The organism is Mycobacterium sp. ZZG (assembly GCF_054786995.1).
In genome coordinates, this window is sequence record NZ_JBTBFV010000052.1 from 1 (window position 1) to 20,080 (window position 20,080).

Below are 20,080 nucleotides of genomic sequence, written 5' to 3' on the forward strand. Positions count from 1 at the left end.
TGCTCACCAAATCCGAACAGCGAAACGTCGCGTTAGCGAACATGATTCGCGCCGCTGGTGGTGGTTACGGCGGGCGCCCGATGGGCGGCGGCATGCCCATGGGCGGCGGCATGGGAATGCCCATGGGTGGCGGCGGCGGATCGCCGATGAGCGGCTTCGGCGGCGGCGGTCTTGGCGGCCTCGGCGGCCTGTTCACCCCGATCGCCAAGGCGGGACTGGCGAGCAGATCGTCGTCCGGTCGATCCAGCTCGTCCGGTGTGCCGGGTATGCCGGGGCTCGACCGGCCAGGTCTGGCGAACGAGTCGCGCCTGCAGAAGTACACCCGCCGTCTCAGCCGCGCAATCAGTGCCGCCTTCCCCGAAATCACAGACATCGGTGGGTTCCGGCAAGACTCGCTCAAGTGGCATCCGTCCGGGCTGGCCATCGACGTCATGATCCCGCAGTGGGACACCCCCGCCGGCAAGGCGCTCGGTGATCGGGTGGTGCAGTTCGTTCAAGCCAACGCGCAAGAACTCGGGCTCGATCACGCGATCTGGCGCCAAACTCAGCACAACGCGGACGGCAGCTCGTCGGGAATGTCGGATCGCGGAGACCCCAACCAGAATCACTTCAACCACGTCCACATCGCCAGCATCGGCGGCGGCTACAGCGGATACTGACCCGTCCTGGGTCGCGTTATTCGAGTGTCTCCGCAGCCTTTTGGATGGACTCGCGGCTCTCGTGCACCTCGCGCATCACGGCAATCGCGTCGTCAAAGGATTCGGCGTCGGGCAGGCTGGCCGCGATCAGACTTTCCATCTTGCGCATGTTCGCGTCGAGCGCGTTGAGCGCCGCCGCGCGTGCACCGGGATCATTGAGCTCGCTGGTCAGTACCTCCAGACAGACCGCGGTGATGGCCACGACGGCCGAGGCGATGGAGAGCGCCTGACCGTACTGGGTGGCGTTGCGCATCCCGCCGGCCGAGGCCAGGCGCTGTTGGAGAACTTCCGTGCGGTCGACGCCGGTATCGGGGTCGCGCGGAGGCACCTTCGGCGGATCTTCGCCGTCGCGGATGGCCTGGAACGTGCCGCGCGGCCATTGCAGTGCGTCCTCCAGTTTGGGCACGGTGCTCACTCGAGGCGGGCCAGCCCCGCGTTCGAGCCTGGTTGCCGTGCCGAGCGACACCCCGGCGATCTCGGCCAACGCACGCTGGGATAACCCCAGCTCAGCGCGGCGACGCGCAACGCAGTCCCGCAGTCGCGCGAGCGAAGGGTCAAGAGCATCGCCGCTGGCAGGCGTGGTTTCGTCCGCTTCCTCGTCGATGTCGCTGCCCACACTGAAAGTGAACCACATGCAGGCGGAACAGACACGTATCTGACTACGTGCCGGGTCCGCAGGTTTGACCCGTGTCCGCCCACCTAAGTGCGCCACAAATGACCAACTAAGGCGCAATATGTCCGCCCCGAGCGGCGACTTGCGAAGAATTTTTTGGGGCCGGTGCAGAGCTACATCGCTGCCCACCTTCGCCTGGGGATACTCCTCATAAGCGCAGTTAGAGCGCCTTTTTTCCGAGGTGTTCCTGGCTGGCGCTGGGCTGCGCGATCGTCCATATGTCGGCGTCCGCCGTGGACAGTTGAAGATTTGTGCTGCACAGATGCCGATCGGTGGGGTTATGATCACCTCATGCTCAATAAGGGCACAACTAACACACAATTACAGACCAGTTTGCGAGGTGGTGTCATGACACATCTAGTAGCCAATCCGGTCAAGATGGAGATCAACGGGCTTTGCAACTACTCCGACCCCGAGGACTGGTTCGACTACCGCAAGACCAAGCAGTGCAAGCGGATCTGCGGCAACTGCCCACTGCGCCAGGCCTGCGCCCGCAGCGCCCTGGCCCGGGGAGCCACCGATGGTGTGTGGGCAGGGGTGGATCTGCCTGGAGCGCACGCCTCGGTCGAGGAGCACCTCGTTGCGCGCCGGCAGCTGGCGATGGTGGTTTCTGCGATGGATCATCAGCCCGAGGCGCACCGTCTACGGTGTCTGGCGATCCGCGAAGCGATGCACAACGCCACGTTCCCGGGCACCGGGGCGTTTGTCGCGGAGTCGGCCAGTGCCTAGTACGGGCGCGAGGACCTGCGCCAACAGAATCCTGCGGGACTACCTTATCGCCGCCCTGCGCTGTTCGACGCACCCGCTGACCACAACGCAGCTACGCCAGGGCGCGCCGGCCGTCGCCGTACAGGGCAGCACGCGCCCGCTGCCGCCCACCCAGGAAGCCATCTACCGACTGCTCCGCAGCCTCCACAGCGAAGGTGCCGTCGTCGCAACCGAGGTCGGCGCATGTCGGCGCGCCTGGATCGCGACAGTCGACCCCGACGCGGACCGCGAGATAGCCAGTCTTGATGCCCTATTCACTGCGCCCAGCGCCGCCGCTGCGCACCGACCTTCGACATTCGATCCATGCCGGCGACGCCACTGACCGCGGACGTGCTCGCCGCACTAGAGCGCATCGGCTGCCCGGTCAGCACTACCGACGTTATGAGGTGGCTCAACCGCGACCGCGCGACTCCGCTCGTCGTCGACCAGGTGTACCGGGCGCTGGAGGCGCTGCGTTCGCGCGGTGCGGTGCAGCGCCTGAGGTCGGCAAGCAACAAGCGGATCCGCTACTGGGACTCGCGACCAGCAGTCCCTGCCGGTGCGGGCGCCAAGCAACACCCATCACGACCGCCGCTGAGCACCGGCGGTAAAGCCCAAGGAGGACAACCCGATGAGCAGCAGCCTCGCCCGGCAGAGCACGTCGGCTCACCACCGGACGTCACGTCCGCGCGGCGTCCACATCACAGCGGTGCCCCATCATGGCCGCCGTGAGCAGCGGTGGCACAGCAACTACGAAGCCCTCCTCGCGTTCGTCGCCGAGGCCGGCCACGCGCAGCCAATCAAACGCATAACCCGTGACGGATGCAGCATCGGGACATGGGTTGATCGCCAGCGCGCGATTTACCGATCGGGCCGCCTGCCACTGCACCGGCAGAATCTGCTCGAAGCCGTGCCCGGCTGGACCTGGACCCCTGATCGCTCCGCGGAGTATCAACGCATTTGGGACCAAGCTTTTTCCGCGCTGCAACAGTTCGTCGACACCCATGGCCATGCGCAACCGGAGTACAAGTCGACTGGGGGAAGAATCAGGCTTGGCGTCTGGGTCAGCAAGCAACGCGAGTTTCACCGCGAAGGAGTCCTCGCCCCGGAGAGGGCCCGCCGACTTGAGGCGCTGCCGGGCTGGGAATGGGAGCCAGAACAGGCGAGAGCCGCGGGTTCCTGGGAACGGGCCTTCGAGCTGCTACGTGCCTACGCCAGCGCCCACGGTGAGGCCCGGCCGCCGCGGGACCACATGACCGACGGTTTCAGCCTGGGCGGGTGGGTCGGCCGGCAACGGGATGACTACCGAGCAGGGCTTCTGTCAGCGGAGAAAACTCAACGTCTGGGAACGCTGCCGGGTTGGGTGTGGGACGGCAGGGAACAAGTTGCCCAGGGCCTGAAAGCAGTGTGGGACCGGAACTTCGGTGATCTTGTGGCCTATGCCGCCGAGCACGGGCACGCGAGCCCTGGCCCCGATGACGCGGCATACCGCTGGGTGGTTATTCAGCGCAGACGTTATGCCAGCGGACGACTTGCCGCCGACCAAGTGACGCGCTTGGAGACCCTGCCCGGGTGGCGCTGGCGCCTGCGCAGCGTGAGGCGAAGTTGGGATGACTACTACGCGGAGTTCCGTCGCTATGTCACCGATTGCGGTCACGCGAGGCCGCCGGTCAGATTTCGCACCGCTGACGGGTTGACGTTGGGCCAGTGGACAGTCGACCAGCGCCTCGCCTATCGCCGTGGGCAGCTCACCGCGGATCAGGTTCGCCGGCTCGAACAGGTCCCGGAGTGGTCGTGGAAGACCCTGGCGCTGCCGAGGCCGACGTGATGACGAAAAATCCAGTGTCTCGTGCTCTGGTCGTCGAGAACGCCAGCAACGGTGCTTTCACCCCCGGCATCGTGCGGGTACGTGTACGCCCTTGGAGTCGGCGTAGTTCGTCGTGCAGCTGCGGGTGGCGCGGCCGGCGACGGGTGATGCGATCGCGAAGCGTTCTGGACGCACTGCTGCACGCGGCCTCGCGTGGATGTCATCCGGCGGTGCCGCTCGTCGACGTTGACATTGGTCGGCGGCCATGACGCCGAGGGTGCCGATGGGCATCAGTGATCGGCGGTTACGGGCGTTCTTCGCCACTCGGGGCTACCCAGACCCCGCCACTGTCAGCCAGGAGAGGACAATATGGGCCGCAACAGAGCGCCGGACCCGAACCAGCCGGATCTGTTCAGCATCCTCGACGAGGCAGGCGGTGACGGTGATCGATCCGGAGATTCTCAAGGCGGTGCAGACCGTCTACTCGACAGATCTGAGCCTGCCCGAGGAATGGACGCAGGAGCGCCGCAACCAGTTCCTGACCGCCGAAGCGGACAAAATCAGCTCGATGGCAGCCAGTATGGCCGAGGAGCTGTGGGAGAAGGCGCTCGCAGCCTGGAGTCGTCAGCGCCACGGCCAGACCCCGAATCACGCGACCAAGGTGGCACTGCTGCAGGCGGCCCGGGCGCAGGCAGCTCAGACGGTGCTGAACAACGAGCTGTACGACCTGATCGAGACCGACGAGACCACCCCGGAGTGGGAGAGCCCCGACCCGATCTCAGACCCGGCGCAGCTCAGCTGGGAGCAGCGCTGGACGAACCCGGCTCATCAGAGCGAGCCGACCGAGGCCCTCGAAGCGTTGATCGACCGTCTGTGGCCGGCCCCGGACTTTTCGGGTCCGTTTCGGATCAAGGCGGGCTACCTGACGTCGGCCCGGGCCGAGGACGGCTTGGCGCTACCCGCCCGCCCCGAGGACCCGTTGACCGCCGAGTTGGCGCAGATGATCTACCGCGACCTGCGCGCGGACGGACTGCCCGAGCGGTAGGCCCCCAGGTCTCGCTCTTCGACGACCTTGCCGACGATGTTTCCGACGACCTGGCCGATGATCTCGCAGCCGATATTGGCTCCGAGATGGGCGCCGACAGCGCCGCCGAGCCGCACGCGGATGAGCGCAGTGACGCAGCGGACACCGCGGCAGTCGACCCGCCGGTGGCTACAGCCGCCGGCGAGCCTGCACTGGCGCAACCCGCCGTCGTGGCAGAGGAGTTTCGCAGCACTGCCGACTTCCCGGCCAGCACTGATGTTCTGGTGCCCTCAGGTGCGAAAGCGCGTGCCCGCGCCAACCTCGCCGCCATCGAGCTGGTGCACACCCTGCGCGACGCCGGTCGACCGGCAACCCTTCCCGAGCAGCGCATCCTGGCTGCCTGGTCGGGGTGGGGAGCCATCCCGCAGGTCTTCGACCCCCGCGCAGAAGACTTCGCCGCCGAACGAGCGCGCTTGGCCGGCCTGCTCACCCCCGAGCAGTATCGTCGCGCCCAGGCCTCGATCCTCAACGCCCACTACACCGACCCCGCCGTGGTGTCTGCGGTTTGGGATGCACTAGGTGCGGCGGGTTTCTCCGGCGGCCCGGTACTCGAACCGGGCTGTGGCAGCGGCACATTCATCGGCCACGCGCCCGAGGGCGCCACCCTAGTCGGTGTCGAAGCAGACGACATCACCGCCGCCATCGCCTCACTGCTCTACCCCTCAGCTCAGGTCCGCCATGAAGGATTCGAGACCACCCGCGTCCCTGACGGCAGTTTCACCGCGGCAATCGGCAACGTCCCGTTCGGGCGGTACGCCTTAACGGACCCGCTGCACAACCCCCGCCGTCACAGCATTCACAACCACTTCATCGTCAAGTCGCTGTCCCTGGTCGCCCCCGGCGGATACGTCGCCGTGCTGACCAGCCGCTACACCATGGACTCAGTGAAAACGACTGCACGCCAGGACATTGCGCAGCGTGCCGACCTTATCGGGGCACTTCGGCTTCCGTCGCAGGCTTTCAGCCGTGTCGCCGGCACCGAGGTGGTGACCGACCTGCTGATCTTCCGCCGCCGCGAGGAAGGCGTCCAGGTCGATCTCGACACCTTGGACTGGATCAACACCGAGGACGCCGATCTGGTTGACCCGCGCACCGGCGGCGAGGAACAAGTTCCCGTCAACGCCTATTTCCTCAACAACCCGCACCGCGTCCTGGGTGCCACCGAGCTGGGTCACGGTCTGCACGGCTCACCTCAGCTCGCCGTGGCCGGCGCCACCGGGCACGACTTGGCTGATCAGATTCGCGATCAACTCCAGCCGATGATGGCGGCGGCGGTCGCGCGCGGCCTCGGTCTCACTGCCCGCAGCGAGGACCTCTCCGGCGGCATCGAGGACGGCTTCGCGCCCGGGCTGCGCACTCAAGCCGCTCAGGTCGACGACCCGCCGCTGTACACGCTGCGCTACAACGCCGGCTCCCGCAGCATCGACTTCTGGGCCGGGCATGGCTGGGAGCCGAACAAGACGCCCAAGACCCTCATCGAGGAAACCAAGGAGCTGATTGCGCTTCGTGAGGTGGCCACCGCGCTGATCGCTGCCCAGCGGGATGGCGAGCCCGAGCATGACCGCGACCAGCTGCGCGCACACCTGAACACGCTCTACGACAACTACGTCAGCAAGCGCGGACCGGTCAACCGCTTCGAGTGGGTGCAGCGCAACGCCACTCAGGCCCTGCACGACAAGCGCATCGCCAAACTCGAAGCGACCTGGCGCGAGCAGGAGGGCACCACCGGCCGCCCCTACGACGGGCCCGTGCCCGCCGAACTGGTCGAGCAGTGGGAAACCGAAGCCTGGCAGCCACCGGAACCGTTCAAGAAGTTCCGCCACCTCGAAGGCGGCATGCGCTACGACCCCGGCTGGGCGGTCGTGTCCTCGCTGGAGGACTTCGACGAGGAGACCGGAACCGCCACCAAGGCACCGATTTTCGGCCGCGACGTCCTCACCGCTGACATCGAGCGCACCACCGCCGACACCCCCGAAGAAGCGCTCGCGATGAGCCTCGATCGGACCCGACGCGTCGACGTCGACGTGATCTCCGAGCTGCTCGGCATCGGTGAAGACGACACCCGCGCCCTGCTCGACGGCCTGGTCTACCCGAGTCTCGACGATCCCGACGAGCTAGTCCCGGCCACCACCGCGCTGTCAGGCAACGTGCGCTCCAAACTCGCCGCCGCCATCGAAGCCGCCGACACCAACCCCGCCTACGAGCCCTACGTCGCGGCGCTGCGCGAAGTGCAGCCCGAGCAACGTGAAGCCGAAGACATCAAGGTCCGCCCCGGCGCACCGTGGATCCCGGCCGCGGTGATCGCCGCGTTCGCCGAAAAGACCTTCGGCATCAACGGCGTCACGGCCGAACACATCGGCGGCCGCTGGACAGTCGACGTGCCCGGCTACAAGCGCCACGGCCGCCTCATGACCGACGAATGGGGCCTACAGAAGCGCAACTTCGACGCGGTGAGCCTCCTCGAAGCGGTCTGCAACTCCAAAGCCGTGGTCATCACCACCGAAGAAGGCGATGTCGACGCCCAAGCGACGTTCGCCGCGCAAGCCAAGTGCGCCAAGATCACCGAGGAGTTCACCCGCTGGCTGTGGTCAGACGACGAGCGCCGCGACACCCTGGTGACCGAATACAACCGACGCTTCAACTCGCTGCGCGCCCCGGTCTATGACGGCAGCCAGCTGCGGCTGCCGGGCCTCTCCGACCACTTCACTCCGCACTACTACCAGCGCAACGCCGTCGCCCGCATCACCAACGAGCCCTCCACCCTGCTCGACCACGTGGTCGGCGCCGGGAAAACGGGCACGATGCTCATGGCCGCGATGGAGCTGCGCCGCCTGGGCCTGGTCCGCCAGCCCTGGATTGTGGTGCCCAACCACATCATTGAGCAAGTAGGACGCGAGGCCAAGCAGTGGTATCCGGCCGCCAACGTCCTGCTCGGCTCCTCAGCCACCACCGCCGAAGGGCGCCGGCGGTTCATCGCCCAGAGCGCTGCCAGCGAGTGGGACATGGTGATCGTGCCGCAATCGGCGTTCACCGCCATCAACGTGTCCAACGATGTGCGCACCGCCTACGCCGAACGCCAGCTCGACGAGCTGCGGGCCCAGTTGCAGAACGCGACCGTCGAGCGCAGTCAGAAGGCCATCATGCGGGCCATCAAGTCTGCCCAGGCACGCCTGGAGAAATTGATGGCCGCCGAAACCAAAGACCTTGGACTGCGTTTCGAGGAATCAGGATGTGACTACCTCCTGATTGACGAGGCGCACATGTACAAGAACAAGCAGCGTGTCTGCAACATCGAGGAGCTGTCGTGCGCGACCGCCGCTCAACGCGCTGAAGACCTCAGCCTCAAACTCGACGTGCTGCGCGAGCGCCGTCACGATGAAGCCCGGGCCCGCGGCATTCCTGAGCACGCCGTCGTCGAGCGCGTGGCCACCTTCGCCACCGGCACCCCGATCGCCAACTCCCTGGGCGAGCTGTTCGTGATGCAGAACTACTTGCGCCCCGACCTGCTGCAGGCAGCCGGTGTATCCGACCTCGGCGACTGGGGTGCGGCGTTCACCGCCACCCACACCAGCATCGAAGTCAACGCCACCGGCACCAAACTGCGGCCGGTCACCCGCGTCGCCAAGTACACCAACCTGCCCGAGCTGCTCGCACTGACAAACGCCTATACCGATGTCGTCACCCGCGACCAGGTGCCCGTGCAGCTGCCCGAGCTGCGCACCGGCGCCCGCCAGATCGTCAGCCTTCAACCCGATGTCGAGGTCGTCGACTTCATTGCCGACCTCGGTTGGCGGGCCGACCATCTCGACGCGCGAAACCCGCAGCGTGACAACATCCTCAAGATCAGTAACGACGGCCGCAACGCGTCCCTCGACCCCAGGATGGCCCACCTCGGCGCACCCACCCACAGCCGAGCCGCCGAGGTCGCCGAACGCGCCATGGGCGTGCAACGCCGGCTGGCGGATCGCCAGTACCGAGACCGAGACACCGGCGAACTGCTCCCGACCCGGGGCCCGCTGCAGCTCATGTTCTGCGACCGCGGCACCCCCTCGAAGGATCCACGCCAGTTCACCATCTACCAAGCCATCAAAGACGAACTTGTCGCCCGCGGAATGCCCGCAGAAGCCATCCGGTTCGTCCACGAAGCCCGTACCCACGCACAGCTCAAAGCCCTGTTCGCGCAATGCAACCGCGGCGACGTCTCAGTCCTCATCGGTAGCACCGAGAAGATGGGCACCGGCACTAACGTGCAATCCCGGCTGGCCGCCCTGCACCATGTCGACGTCCCCTGGCGTCCGGCCGACCTGGAGCAGCGCGAAGGCCGAATCCAGCGCCAAGGCAACCAAAACGATGAAATCGACATCTTCAACTACGTCACCGAATCCAGCTACGACACCGTGATGTGGCAGCGTGTCCAAGCCAAGTCGCTGTTCATCGAGCAGATCCGCCGCAACGAAGTCCTCGATTCCGAAATCGAAGACCTCGGTGGCGGAGACATCGGCGCCGCGGCCGCCGAAACGAAGGCCATCGCCACCGGTGATCCCCGGTACCTTCGCCAGGTCGAACTCGACGACACCGTGCGCCGCCTCAGCGCCCTGGACCGGGCTCACCAGCAGTCGGTGCGCAACCGAGACTGGCAGGTCCGCGTCCTCGAACGCGCGATTCCGGCCAAGCAGGCCGACATCGAGGCCCTGGCACCCGTGGCCCAGGCCGCCGCTGACCGCGGCGACGCACCGCACCGCATCGTCGTCGGCGCCGACACCTTCACCGATCGCACCGATGCCGCCGCCGCCCTCACCGCGGCTTGCCGGCGGGCCTACATGGCCGGCAAGGATCGCGGCGCCTCGCGCTACGAGCCGATCGGAACCGCCATCAACGGCGTCGAGGTCCTGGGCGCCCGCGACCTCACCCACGACATGCTGCTCCTCAAATTGGACGTACCCTCGCGCACCACCGAGATCGACGGCGCTGAACTGCTGGCCGCCGGATCGGCTCTCGGGCTTGACGTGTCCGGGCCCAAACAGCTGGGGTTGCTGCGCCGCGTCGAAAATCTCTACACCGGACTGCCCGACCACCATGTCCGCCTGCAGCGCGAACAGGACCGCCAGAGCGAGGAACTCGACGACCTGTTGGCGAATCCGCCGGCCCCGTTCGAGCAGCGCAGCGAATTGGAAGCCAAGCAGGCCGAGCTGTCCGCACTGACGTTGGAACTGCGGATGGCCGCCGAGAGCCCCGAGGCGAAGGCGCGCGCCGAAGCCGCCAGTCAGCGGATGAAGATGCGCGGCCGTGAACCGGGGTGGAGTCTGACGCTCAACCCCACGCCGGCGCTGGTCGAAGAACTCGGCTACCCCAACGCCGACGCGGTGCGCCGCGCCGTGCGTATTCGGGAACGGATGGCGCTTGAACACCACCAACGCGATATCGCTCCCCGCGACCACGACCGCACCCGCGACGAGGACGGTCCCAGCCTGGGCCACTAAGCACCCATATGGGCGCTAGGGGGGGATATGGGTTGGTCGGGGCCAGGCCTACAAGATGCTCGGCGGGATTGCGGGCCCGACATTCGGTCCTGGGCCGGCACCACCGGGATCGATGGGCTCCCACCAATCGTCCTCGTCGTCGGTCCACGGGTCCCCAAAGTTGGGGCCGCTGGCCAGCTCGAACTGCTGGCCGACAGTCTGAAAGTTTGACGCGAGCCGCGTCGACATCTCCTGAGCATTGCTGGCGACCTGCTTGGCCTCGGAGGCCTTGCGGTCCAGGAACTCAGCGAGCTGTTCGCGGCCGGCGGCGGTGCCCAGGGTCGGCTGCATCGCGGCAATGCCCAACTGGATCTCTTGCTGAATCCGCTGCAGCTGCGCCTTGGACTGCGCATCGGCGGTGTGCGCGTCGGTGATGTTTTGCGCCAACCCCTGATCAGCCTGATTCAGAGCATCGCGCGTCTTGCGCAGCGAAGCGTCGGTCGCGTCGGCTTCCTCAGCACCCTTGCCTGTCCAACTCGCCGGCCGAACCGAGCCCGGGGGATAGGGCCGGTGGTCAGGCACCCACACCCCCGACCCATCCGGCGACTCTGTGTAGCGCGGGCCCATGGGATAGTTCGGGGGCCCCAGCTCACCAGGAGGCTTGAGGATCACGCCGCCGTCGTCGTGAATCCCGTCCAGTGTCGAGCGCGGCATCCCCGACGAGGTGTTCATGTCCTGTTCGGGGATGTAGGGCGGGTACTGCGGCACCTCCGGGGCGACGCCATCAGGGCCAGGAATCTGTGGGTAGTAACTCGGGTACGGGTATGGCGGCAGGGTTGGGTCCGGCGTCGGCGTATCCAGCGGCGGGTTGAAGCCGCCCAGCCCTCCGATACCCGTCATCAGGTCGTTGACCTGCTGTTCCCAGAAACCCACGCCAACGAAGATAGGCGCATCCTGGTGGCCTCGCTACCACCAGCGCGTACTTTGCCGCCGAATCGGCCGGTTTTGCCTCACACGGCTCGGTCAGGTGAGGTCAAGCAGGTCGGCCAACTCATCGTCACCGCGACCACGAAGGACCGCGCCGACGTCTTCCGGCCGGCACTCCAGGGCGGCCGCGAGCGCGGATGCGGGCTTCCGCACCGCGTGGCCGAGCAGCTTTTGCAGCCGAGTTTTGGCGCCGTCTTCGGCCGTGAAGCGGACCACCTCGAGGGACGCATCGTCGCCCCTGAACGCCAACACCAAGGTGTCACCGGCAGTAGCGCCGAGAGCCAAGGCGTGGGTGCGGAGCGAGCCGATGCTGGCACCAGTTGTCGATGCCAGTCGCCACGACAGGGTGACCGGTCCGTGTGTGCCGGTGAATGTTCGCTGCTGGCCGGGGGAGACGCCGGCGGCGTCGGCCACCACCGGGTGGACGGTCTGCCCCGATCCGCGCAGGACTTCTGAGGTGACGAGCTGGGCTACGCGAATCTCGTTGGGTCCGTTGCGGAAAACGCCGCGAACGGTGTTCAGCCGCGGCAGCGTGGGCCACCCATCAGCCTTGGTCCGTCGTCGTGCGACACCCTTCTCTAAGACGAACACCAGCGTGCCTAGATAGGAACGGATCGACGATTCGGTGATGTCTGGGTACCGCGCCCGAAGCTCCTCGATGAGGGCACTGGTGCTGGCTTTGCCGCCGGCGGCGTCGATGCACTCGCCGATCGCGTGGACGATGTTGACGTACTCACCAACCCCCCACTTCCGCAGCCCCCACGTGCTTCGGCTCGTGCGGACAAAGCGGCGGTCGTGTTTCGACAGAACCGCTTTGACGCGCTCCAGGCTGATGCCCATAGAGTCCGCGAGTCCCAGGGTGGCATGGATGGTCTCAGCGGTCGCCGGGGTTCCCAAGACCTGCAGTGCCGCAATCGCCATGTTGGCGGCGGTATCGCCTGACCAACGCACCCACAGATCGCCGAACCGGCGAAGGTCGGCCTGGCTTTCGAGATAGGACAGGGCAACACCGGTCGGCATTCCCAGGCTCGTCAATGCGTGGAGCAGCGCATCGGTGGTGGGGGCGACGTCACGGGCGTGGAACATGGCGTCGACTGCAGCGGCCACCAGTGAGCGGGATCCCCCGGGGGCTGAGGTGTTCTCGATCCAGTCGCCGCGGCGGCCATAGGGGCCGGCGATGTGAAGAAGGACGGCGGCGGCCTGGCCAGTAGGGTCCAAGCCCAGGCGACGCAGTTCGAGGTCGGCAGTGGTCGCGGGAAGGTAGGGGCCCAAGCGTCGCCGCATTTCGTCGGCGTGCTCCCCAACTTCGTGATGTGCGGGATCGTTGAGCAACTCGGCGAACCGCGCCCGGGCCCGCGGCAGGTTGCGGCCCACCGAGGCGGCGTGCACCCCGAGACGGTCGGCGACGGCGTGCTGAGGAATGGGGTCGAGCGCCCAGACCTGCGCGGCGAGAATCTCACGGTCGAAGTCGTCGAGCTGGTCGACCAGGCGGGTCACTGCTGCATCGGCGCCGACTCGGCCGGCGGCCAAGGTGTCGTGCCGAACCTGCACGGCACGCTGGGCGGCCTCGATTAGTGCACGAACCGCGGAGGCGCCCAGTTTCGGCCGCAGGAGCAATGCCTGGGGGGTGAGGTCCGCCAGGTCTGCCCAGCGGGGGTATTCCTCGGCGTAGGCGCCCAGCCGCCTCGGCAGCCGCGCGTAGGGAATGGTGAACGCGCCAATGCTGTCGAAGCCCGCGACGAGATCACGCAGACGCGTACTCAAAATCGTCTGGTTGCGCCACCAGTCCGGATCGAGAATCTCGTCGAGATCCGTCCGGGCGTTCTGCCCCCTCATGCTGGCCGCGATGTCGCCCACTGCGACACGTCGGGTGGGTGCTGGTGTTGTGGGGTACCGATACCGTCGTGCCAGGCGCTGAGGCTGCAGGTCGTATGGTTGATCACGCATGCGCTATTGGGGTGCGTGACAGGATGCTCGGCCCAGCCGATGGCAGTGAGGCTGTCGTAGGTCGCGTTTACCAGCCGGTCGGTCAAATGCGGTCCGACGCAGACTAACTCAGTGACTGCTAAGGCAGTCGTGGGGTGGGCAATCCAGGTGTCGGGCTCGATGATGTCGAGCGCCCACAGCACGACGCTGCCCTCCCCGGCGTTGCGCAGCGCTTTGCCGCTGTTGGCGAGCACGGTCAGCTCGTTGGTGCGGTGAGGGCCAAAGGCGTGAGGTGAGGTGTCGAGCCATTCTGACAGGTCGATGCGGGCCCATATCCGAGCCGAGGACAACTCTGGCGAGCGCCGACACCCTGGTCGTGGAGGCCACCCGGCGGACGCAACAAAGTCGATGCGCGAGTACAGCGTTTCCGACAGCCCAATGTCGCGAAGCTTCTGTGCGGCAATCTGTTCCGGTGCAGTCACGGCTATGAGCTCCGCGTGGGTGCGATGCGGTGGCGGTACCGGTCGGGGAGGTACGCGCGATGGGCAGGACCGAATTGCCCTGCGTCGAAGACGACCAGCTGGCCTGTCCGCCGGCGCCCGAGGGTCCACCCGTCGACATCGGTCCACCACGGGTTGGCCAGGAGTTCCTCGTCGGTCAGATCGTCTGGCTCGACGACCGTGACGCGCTCCATCTCTAGGACACGAACGCCCGCAACGTAGGTCCACCGCGCGGGCGCGACGGGTGCCGCGATCGCCGCCGCAGCCTCAAGGTTGGACGTGGCCTCACCGTCAGGATTCATCGCGAGTTTCCATACGGACTCTGCCCCGATGATCACAATGCGCTGGGAGCCGGCGTCGAAGTCGTATCCGGTGTCGGCGCCGAGTGCCACCAGGACCGTCAGCGCGTCCTTGGTGAGCCTGTCGACGGGCTTGGTCGTGTGCCCTCGCCGTAGCGCGAGCCACACACAGAACGCCTGCAGTTCGATGATGCTCAGGCCCGCCAGCGCTTCGTCGGTGAGCCTCGCTGATGGATGGTAGATCTGTTCGATTCGCTTCAACAGCATTCCCACGTTGGGGGCTTCGATCGCCTGGTCGATCCGATGGACCGGCCCAGGACTTGTAGTCGACGTCGTTGGCATAGTTCGTTGTGTCAGAGTGGAGTCGATTGGGTGTTGCCGTTGCATGGCGGTCCCCAGAGCCCGCGGCCAGCGGCGCGTGCCTGCTCCTCGGCGGCCATGATCTCGGGGTACCGGCTCACCGGCTTGCCCCCGTACACGTAGGGACGGGCCATGCCGGCCGCCACCGCGGTGACGGCAAAGTCGCGCCCGTCAGCAAGTTCGACGTAGGCCAGGGTCTTGTTAACTGCAGTTCGGCTGGGCACTTGGCGAGAATACGCAGGGGCGAGCTTGTCGGTCGGGCTGTTTAACCTCGGCAGCGTTGACCTTGTGGACCGGGGGCTGTGATGGATGACGAAGCCGAGTTGAGAGCGGTCGAGGGCCTCGATGTCGCGAAGGTCGGTGCGGTTCTGCATGGCGAGGCCGGGTCCTTGCCGTGGCGGTTGGTCGACGGATCGGGTGCAGAAATTGTCCACGTCAATCTATGGTTGGCCGATCTCGACGCTTGCGACAACTCACCGGCGACGTTGCGCGCCTATGCGTATGACCTGCTGAGCTGGACTCGTTTCCTCGATGCGGTGCACGTTGCCTGGGCAAACGCGACGCGAAGTGAAGTTCGTGATTGGGTTCGGTGGTACCGATGTCGGGCGAATCCTCAACGGCGCCGAGGATCGGACAGTCACCGGCCCGCGCCGGGCTCGGTGAATGAGCTGACCGGCAAGCCTTACCTCGACTCGTCGTACGCCCGGTCGGCGATAAATCGTCGTCTCTCGGCTCTTAGCGGCTTCTACGAGTTCGCTCTCGAGTCCGACTTGGGGCCGCTGATGAATCCGGTACCGAAATCGCGTGGAGATATCACTCGACTCGATGCACATGGTCAACCTTTCGACAGTCCAAGCCATCACGAGAAGAAGCGCGCCCCATACCGGCAAAAGTTGACTGATCGAGCGCCGCGCGCACTCAGCGACGGCCTCTACGAGGAGGTGTTCGCCACGCTGAGAACCAACCGGGACCGGGCCATCGTCGCCACCGCGATCTCTTCCGGCCTACGAGCCAGCGAATTACTCAGTATGCGGCGGGGTTTGCTTCATGCCGCGGATCAAACAGCGGAGATCATTCCCAAGGGCGGCAGTGGAAGTCGTGCTCTCGTTCGCATCAGTCCAGCAGCGTATCTCTGGATCGCCCGCTATCTTGCTGAGCGCCCGGTGGGGCCTCCAGACGAGCCGGTCTGGATGACGTTGCGCGGCTCCCGACGGCCACTGACTTACTGGGCTATGCGACAGATCCTGGAGCGCAGTAACGCGCTACTGGGCTCCAATGTCACCATGCACGACTTCCGCCACACTTTCTGCATGCGGCTCGCGCAAGACGAGAACATGACGATCGCGGAGATGCAGGAGCTGATGCGCCACTCGTCGATCGCCAGCACTACCCGTTACCTGCGGCCCAGCCTCACCGAACTCATCGACAAACTCGACCAGCACTGGAGCAAGCCCCCTATGCCTCCACCCGTGCCGGGGAAGGGCTACGCGGCAGAAGACCTCCAGGTGTTGTTTGGGCGGACCTTCTGATGCCGCGGGTTCTTACACGTGCACAGTCACTGGTGAGTTCGTCTGTGTTCGCCAACCATCCAGTCGAAGTGTTGCCGCCGTTGTCGCCGATGGCCGAGAACCACCCGTGGTTCGGAAACACCGTCACCGCCGTTGAACGCGAGCGCATCATTGCTTCCGGGCTTCCTCTGGTGATGGCGCGGATGAGTGCGAAGTATCGCAGTGAGGCCGAAGCCCGCAGCGGCGCCCGGCTCTGGCTGAGCCGACTGCTGGACTGGTTGGACGGCTACGCCGGCGAAAGCTATCAAGACCGTTGGAAAGCCAGCGATTCCGACAACCAGCCGAAAGCTTGGTGTCCCGCCTTGTCGACGGGTTCATACACGCGGCTTGGGGCGCGGCTGTCAATCAATGCCCTCATTCTCCTGGGCGTGATTCGCCCAGGCTACGACTGGCTGATCGAGAACAAACAGGCCCGTTTCTACCGCGACTGGACAACCACCCACGAACCCGCGGCGTGGGATCGCTACTTCGCCGCTGCCGAGCACGAGGGCGCACCCGAACTGAAGACGTGGCGAGCCGTCACCCACCTTGTGCGCATCAGCATCGTCAACGGACTGCCAATCACCGAGTTGCAGAGCCAGCACGTGTTGGGCTACCGAAAATTTCTGACCACGACCGGCAGGACGCCGGGCGATCTTCACGCCATGTGGCACTACGGACGCCGCGGCGGGCTGTTCGCCGGTGAAGCCGACGATCTGCGGCGCTACCTAATAGCCAAACGCCTCAATCCCACCGAACTGGTCGACCGCTTCGACGTGCGAGCCCCCAGCGTTCGCAGGCTCTTGATTGCCTACCTTGCTGAAATCGCCGCCGGCCAAGACTACGCCAGCCTCGACGGAACAAGCCGAAACCTGGTGAAGCTGTTCTGGAAGCCGATCGAAGACGCCAATCCCGGCATCGACACAATCAGCCTGACCAGAGCCCAGGCGACAGCATGGAAGGAGTGGTTGCGCACCAAACCAGACGGAACACCGCGCCGCCACGCGGAGAGCATTCTGGGAGCGGTCCGCAGCTTCTACCTCGATGTGGCCGCCTGGGCCCACGAGGATCCCTCAACGTGGGCGCACTGGGCTGTCGCGTGTCCGGTCAGCATCCGCGACGTCCGAGGTCAACAGAAGCGCCGGGCCCAGCGGGCACACCGCATGCAAGCACGCACCCGCACCCTCGCACCGCACATCGATGCACTCGTCGCCGCGGCCCGAGCCGCCTACCTGCAAGCCGTCGAGTTGCAAGACGCAGCCAAGACCGCGCCGGTCGAAGAACCCTTCTCCGTGCAGGGGAACACCTACATCAAGCACGCCCCGCGCAAACACGCCGATCGGGTACGCATCAACACCCTGCGAGATGGGGCAGAGACACGAGTGGACCTACACCACAACGTTACCCGCGCCTTCATGACGTGGACGATCATCGAGATCCTGCGTCACACCGGCATCCGGATCGAAGAGATGCTCGAACTGACCCACTTGAGCATTAAGCAGTACCGCAAGCCCGATGGCACCGTGATCCCGCTCCTGCAGATCGCACCCAGCAAGACCGATCAAGAGCGGATATTTCCCTGCAGCCCGGAGTTGACGACCACGTTGGCGAGACTGGTGGAGTTTGTCAGCATCGACGGCCGGGTCCCGCTGTGCTGCCGTATCGACACGCAGGAGCGCCAAGTATCGGCGCCGCTGCCACATCTGATCCAGATCCGCGAGGGCGGACGTTCCCGCGTCATCAACCAATGCACAGTCCGAAAATGGCTGTCGGAGTTGGCCAACGACATGGGCTTGACGGGCGCCGATGGTGCCGCGCTCTATTTCACGCCCCATGACTTCCGTCGCATCTTCATCACCGACATCGTCAACGCTGGTTTTCCCATTCATCTGGCCGCAAGGATCGTGGGCCACAACAACATCGAAGTCACCCGTGGATACACCGCGGTGTATCAGAAAGATGTCTTCGAAGCGTACGACCGCTTCATCGACAACCGCAGACAAGCGCGACCCTCCGCCGAATACCGTGAGCCCACACAAGTTGAGTGGGACGACTTCATCGAGCACTTCGGCCAGCGCCGGATTGCGCTCGGCAACTGCCATCGTCCCTACGGATCTGACTGCACTCATGAACATGCTTGCCTTCGCTGCGATTTTTGCGAGGTAGAGCCCTCCCAGGCTGAAAGGCTCGACGCGATTCGCGACAACCTTCGCGCCCAGGTCGACGAAGCCCACAAGAACCGGTGGCTGGGCGACGTGAATCAGTTGCGCATCACCATTGAGCACGCCGACCGCAAGGCGGCCAGACTCGCAGCCCTAGCCGACGCGGCCCCAGTACTTCTGGCCCCGCGCACGTTCTGACAGCACCGGCAAGGCTGCCTCTGTCAGCCCTCGTGCTGGCTGGTGACATACAGAGCGGGCGGCTCGCTCGGACAGAGTGAAGACCTGATCACTATCAGCGCGAGTTCACCAAGTGTTCGCTTGCCCGCAGATTCGATGTCTGTCAATATCGATGTATGTCGAATCCAGAGGGCGCGGTCGCGGACGCGTGTTGCGTGACGCCGCCGCTGCTGCGTGAGCCGTTGAGTGAGCCGACCGCAGTCGAGGTGGCTAGAAAGTTGAAGGCGCTGGCTGATCCGGTGCGGCTGCGGCTGTTCAGTGCGATCGCCAGTCATTCCGGTGGTGAGGCATGCGTCTGTGACGTCTCGGGTGGGATTGATGTCTCGCAGCCCACGGTGTCGCATCATCTCAAGGTGCTGCGCGACGCTGGCTTGCTGACGTCGGAACGCCGGGCGTCGTGGGTGTATTACGCCGTGGTCCCCGAGGCGCTGCGTGAGATCGCAGCGCTCTTGGATCTCGATACCGCAGCCTTGGCAGGGGTGACGGCATGACCGACACGGTGGCCTCGAATTCCTCGACGCCGGTGGTGGGCAAGTTGTCCACCCTGGATCGGTTCCTGCCGGTGTGGATCGGTGTCGCGATGGTCGCCGGGCTACTGCTCGGTCGGGGGATTCCGGGGTTGAATACCGCGCTGGAAAGCGTTCAGGTCGACGGTATTTCGTTGCCGATCGCCCTCGGCCTGTTGATCATGATGTATCCGGTGCTGGCGAAGGTCCGCTATGACCGCCTCGACACCGTGACCGGCGACCGCAAACTGCTGCTGTCCTCGTTGTTCTTGAACTGGGTGTTCGGTCCGGCGTTGATGTTCGCCCTGGCGTGGCTAATGCTGCCCGACCTGCCCGAGTACCGCACCGGGCTGATCATCGTCGGTCTGGCCCGTTGCATCGCCATGGTGATCATCTGGAACGACCTGGCCTGCGGCGACCGCGAAGCCGCCGCCGTCCTGGTCGCGCTGAACTCGATCTTTCAGGTCATCATGTTCGCCGTCCTGGGCTGGTTCTACCTGTCAGTCCTGCCCGGTTGGCTGGGCCTGGAGCAGACCACCATCGCCACCTCGCCGTGGCAGATCGCCAAGTCGGTGCTGATCTTTTTGGGCATCCCACTGCTGGCCGGCTACCTGTCGCGCCGGCTCGGGGAGAAGGCGAAGGGCCGCGACTGGTACGAGTCGAAGTTCCTGCCCCGGATCGGGCCGTGGGCATTGTACGGCCTGCTGTTCACCATTGTGATTCTCTTTGCACTGCAGGGCGATCAGATCACCAGCCAGCCGCTGGATGTGGTGCGGATTGCGCTGCCCCTGCTGGTGTACTTCACGATCATGTGGGGTGGGGGCTATCTGCTCGGCGCCGCGATCGGTTTGGGCTATCAGCGCACCACGACGCTGGCATTCACCGCGGCGGGCAACAACTTTGAGTTGGCCATCGCCGTCGCGATCGCCACCTACGGTGCCACCTCCGGCCAAGCCCTGGCGGGGGTGGTCGGCCCCCTTATCGAGGTCCCCGTCCTGGTCGCCCTGGTCTACGTATCACTGGCCCTGCGGCGACGTTTCGCCGATCAGAGCACTGCATCTTCAGCCACTATCTCGACGACGAAGGAG

At 65.6% G+C, this 20,080-nt stretch carries 13 protein-coding genes and 2 pseudogenes; 9 read left to right on the forward strand and 6 right to left on the reverse strand.

Features of this window, described 5'->3' with window-relative positions; all coding sequences use genetic code 11:
* Positions 1-659 (forward strand): annotated as a pseudogene (locus tag ACXMYJ_RS22590) (hypothetical protein); the annotation flags it as partial.
* Between the two features lie 16 nt (positions 660-675).
* On the opposite strand, the gene ACXMYJ_RS22595 reads toward ACXMYJ_RS22590, so the two are convergent.
* On the reverse strand, positions 676-1,314 hold the full coding sequence (locus tag ACXMYJ_RS22595) for a helix-turn-helix domain-containing protein (protein WP_460358895.1): 639 nt from the start codon (positions 1,312-1,314) through the stop codon (positions 676-678).
* 405 nt (positions 1,315-1,719) lie between these two features.
* Here ACXMYJ_RS22595 and ACXMYJ_RS22600 point away from each other — a divergent pair, with 405 nt between their 5' ends.
* From ACXMYJ_RS22600 to ACXMYJ_RS22615, 4 genes are all read left to right on the forward strand, one after another.
* Positions 1,720-2,100: a WhiB family transcriptional regulator gene (locus tag ACXMYJ_RS22600; protein WP_094295085.1), complete on the forward strand. Its 381-nt coding sequence runs from the start codon at positions 1,720-1,722 to the stop codon at positions 2,098-2,100.
* Positions 2,101-2,749: 649 nt separating this feature from the next.
* Positions 2,750-3,946 (forward strand): helicase associated domain-containing protein, encoded by a 1,197-nt coding sequence (locus ACXMYJ_RS22605; protein WP_460358897.1) that lies wholly within the window; start codon positions 2,750-2,752, stop codon positions 3,944-3,946.
* Between the two features lie 415 nt (positions 3,947-4,361).
* Entirely contained in the window at positions 4,362-4,970 is a 609-nt protein-coding gene (locus ACXMYJ_RS22610; protein ID WP_238382157.1) for a hypothetical protein, read from the forward strand.
* Between the two features lie 86 nt (positions 4,971-5,056).
* The gene (locus tag ACXMYJ_RS22615; RefSeq protein WP_460358899.1) at positions 5,057-10,489 is read left to right on the forward strand and encodes a DEAD/DEAH box helicase family protein; all 5,433 of its coding nucleotides are present in this window, start codon (positions 5,057-5,059) and stop codon (positions 10,487-10,489) included.
* Positions 10,490-10,537: 48 nt separating this feature from the next.
* Here ACXMYJ_RS22615 and ACXMYJ_RS22620 read toward each other — a convergent pair whose 3' ends face one another.
* The 5 genes from ACXMYJ_RS22620 to ACXMYJ_RS22640 form a co-directional block, all read right to left on the reverse strand.
* Positions 10,538-11,401: a DUF4226 domain-containing protein gene (locus ACXMYJ_RS22620; RefSeq protein WP_460358901.1), complete on the reverse strand. Its 864-nt coding sequence runs from the start codon at positions 11,399-11,401 to the stop codon at positions 10,538-10,540.
* 90 nt (positions 11,402-11,491) lie between these two features.
* Positions 11,492-13,312: a hypothetical protein gene (locus ACXMYJ_RS22625; protein WP_460358903.1), complete on the reverse strand. Its 1,821-nt coding sequence runs from the start codon at positions 13,310-13,312 to the stop codon at positions 11,492-11,494.
* A complete protein-coding gene (locus ACXMYJ_RS22630; protein ID WP_460358905.1) occupies positions 13,288-13,863 on the reverse strand; it encodes a hypothetical protein in 576 nt (191 codons plus the stop codon). Before ACXMYJ_RS22630 ends, ACXMYJ_RS22625 begins: the two co-directional genes overlap by 25 nt.
* A 2-nt stretch (positions 13,864-13,865) precedes the next feature.
* On the reverse strand, positions 13,866-14,447 hold the full coding sequence (locus ACXMYJ_RS22635; protein ID WP_094295090.1) for a hypothetical protein: 582 nt from the start codon (positions 14,445-14,447) through the stop codon (positions 13,866-13,868).
* An 86-nt stretch (positions 14,448-14,533) separates the two neighbouring features.
* Positions 14,534-14,764, reverse strand: a complete 231-nt coding sequence (locus ACXMYJ_RS22640; protein WP_419125598.1) for a thermonuclease family protein — start codon at positions 14,762-14,764, stop codon at positions 14,534-14,536.
* 81 nt (positions 14,765-14,845) lie between these two features.
* Here ACXMYJ_RS22640 and ACXMYJ_RS22645 point away from each other — a divergent pair, with 81 nt between their 5' ends.
* The 4 genes and pseudogenes from ACXMYJ_RS22645 to arsB form a co-directional block, all read left to right on the forward strand.
* Positions 14,846-16,069, forward strand: coding sequence for a tyrosine-type recombinase/integrase (locus ACXMYJ_RS22645; protein ID WP_048424170.1), 1,224 nt, complete (start codon positions 14,846-14,848; stop codon positions 16,067-16,069).
* Positions 16,070-16,101: 32 nt separating this feature from the next.
* Positions 16,102-18,447 (forward strand): tyrosine-type recombinase/integrase, encoded by a 2,346-nt coding sequence (locus ACXMYJ_RS22650; protein ID WP_419125596.1) that lies wholly within the window; start codon positions 16,102-16,104, stop codon positions 18,445-18,447.
* Between the two features lie 155 nt (positions 18,448-18,602).
* Positions 18,603-18,977, forward strand: a complete 375-nt coding sequence (locus ACXMYJ_RS22655) for an ArsR/SmtB family transcription factor (protein WP_048424132.1) — start codon at positions 18,603-18,605, stop codon at positions 18,975-18,977.
* Positions 18,974-20,059: pseudogene (gene arsB / locus ACXMYJ_RS22660) on the forward strand (ACR3 family arsenite efflux transporter); the annotation flags it as partial. The gene ACXMYJ_RS22655 and the pseudogene arsB, both read left to right, overlap by 4 nt.
* Positions 20,060-20,080 lie beyond the last annotated feature (21 nt).

What these genes read in the sequence shown, in the direction of transcription:
- ACXMYJ_RS22655 (WP_048424132.1), top strand. Translation starts at nt 18,603, where the DNA reads ATGTCGAATCCAGAGGGCGCGGTCGCGGACGCGTGTTGCGTGACGCCG.
- ACXMYJ_RS22605 (WP_460358897.1), top strand. Translation starts at nt 2,750, where the DNA reads ATGAGCAGCAGCCTCGCCCGGCAGAGCACGTCGGCTCACCACCGGACG.
- ACXMYJ_RS22645 (WP_048424170.1), top strand. Translation starts at nt 14,846, where the DNA reads ATGGATGACGAAGCCGAGTTGAGAGCGGTCGAGGGCCTCGATGTCGCG.
- ACXMYJ_RS22615 (WP_460358899.1), top strand. Translation starts at nt 5,057, where the DNA reads ATGGGCGCCGACAGCGCCGCCGAGCCGCACGCGGATGAGCGCAGTGAC.
- ACXMYJ_RS22600 (WP_094295085.1), top strand. Translation starts at nt 1,720, where the DNA reads ATGACACATCTAGTAGCCAATCCGGTCAAGATGGAGATCAACGGGCTT.
- ACXMYJ_RS22635 (WP_094295090.1), bottom strand. Translation starts at nt 14,447, where the DNA reads ATGCTGTTGAAGCGAATCGAACAGATCTACCATCCATCAGCGAGGCTC.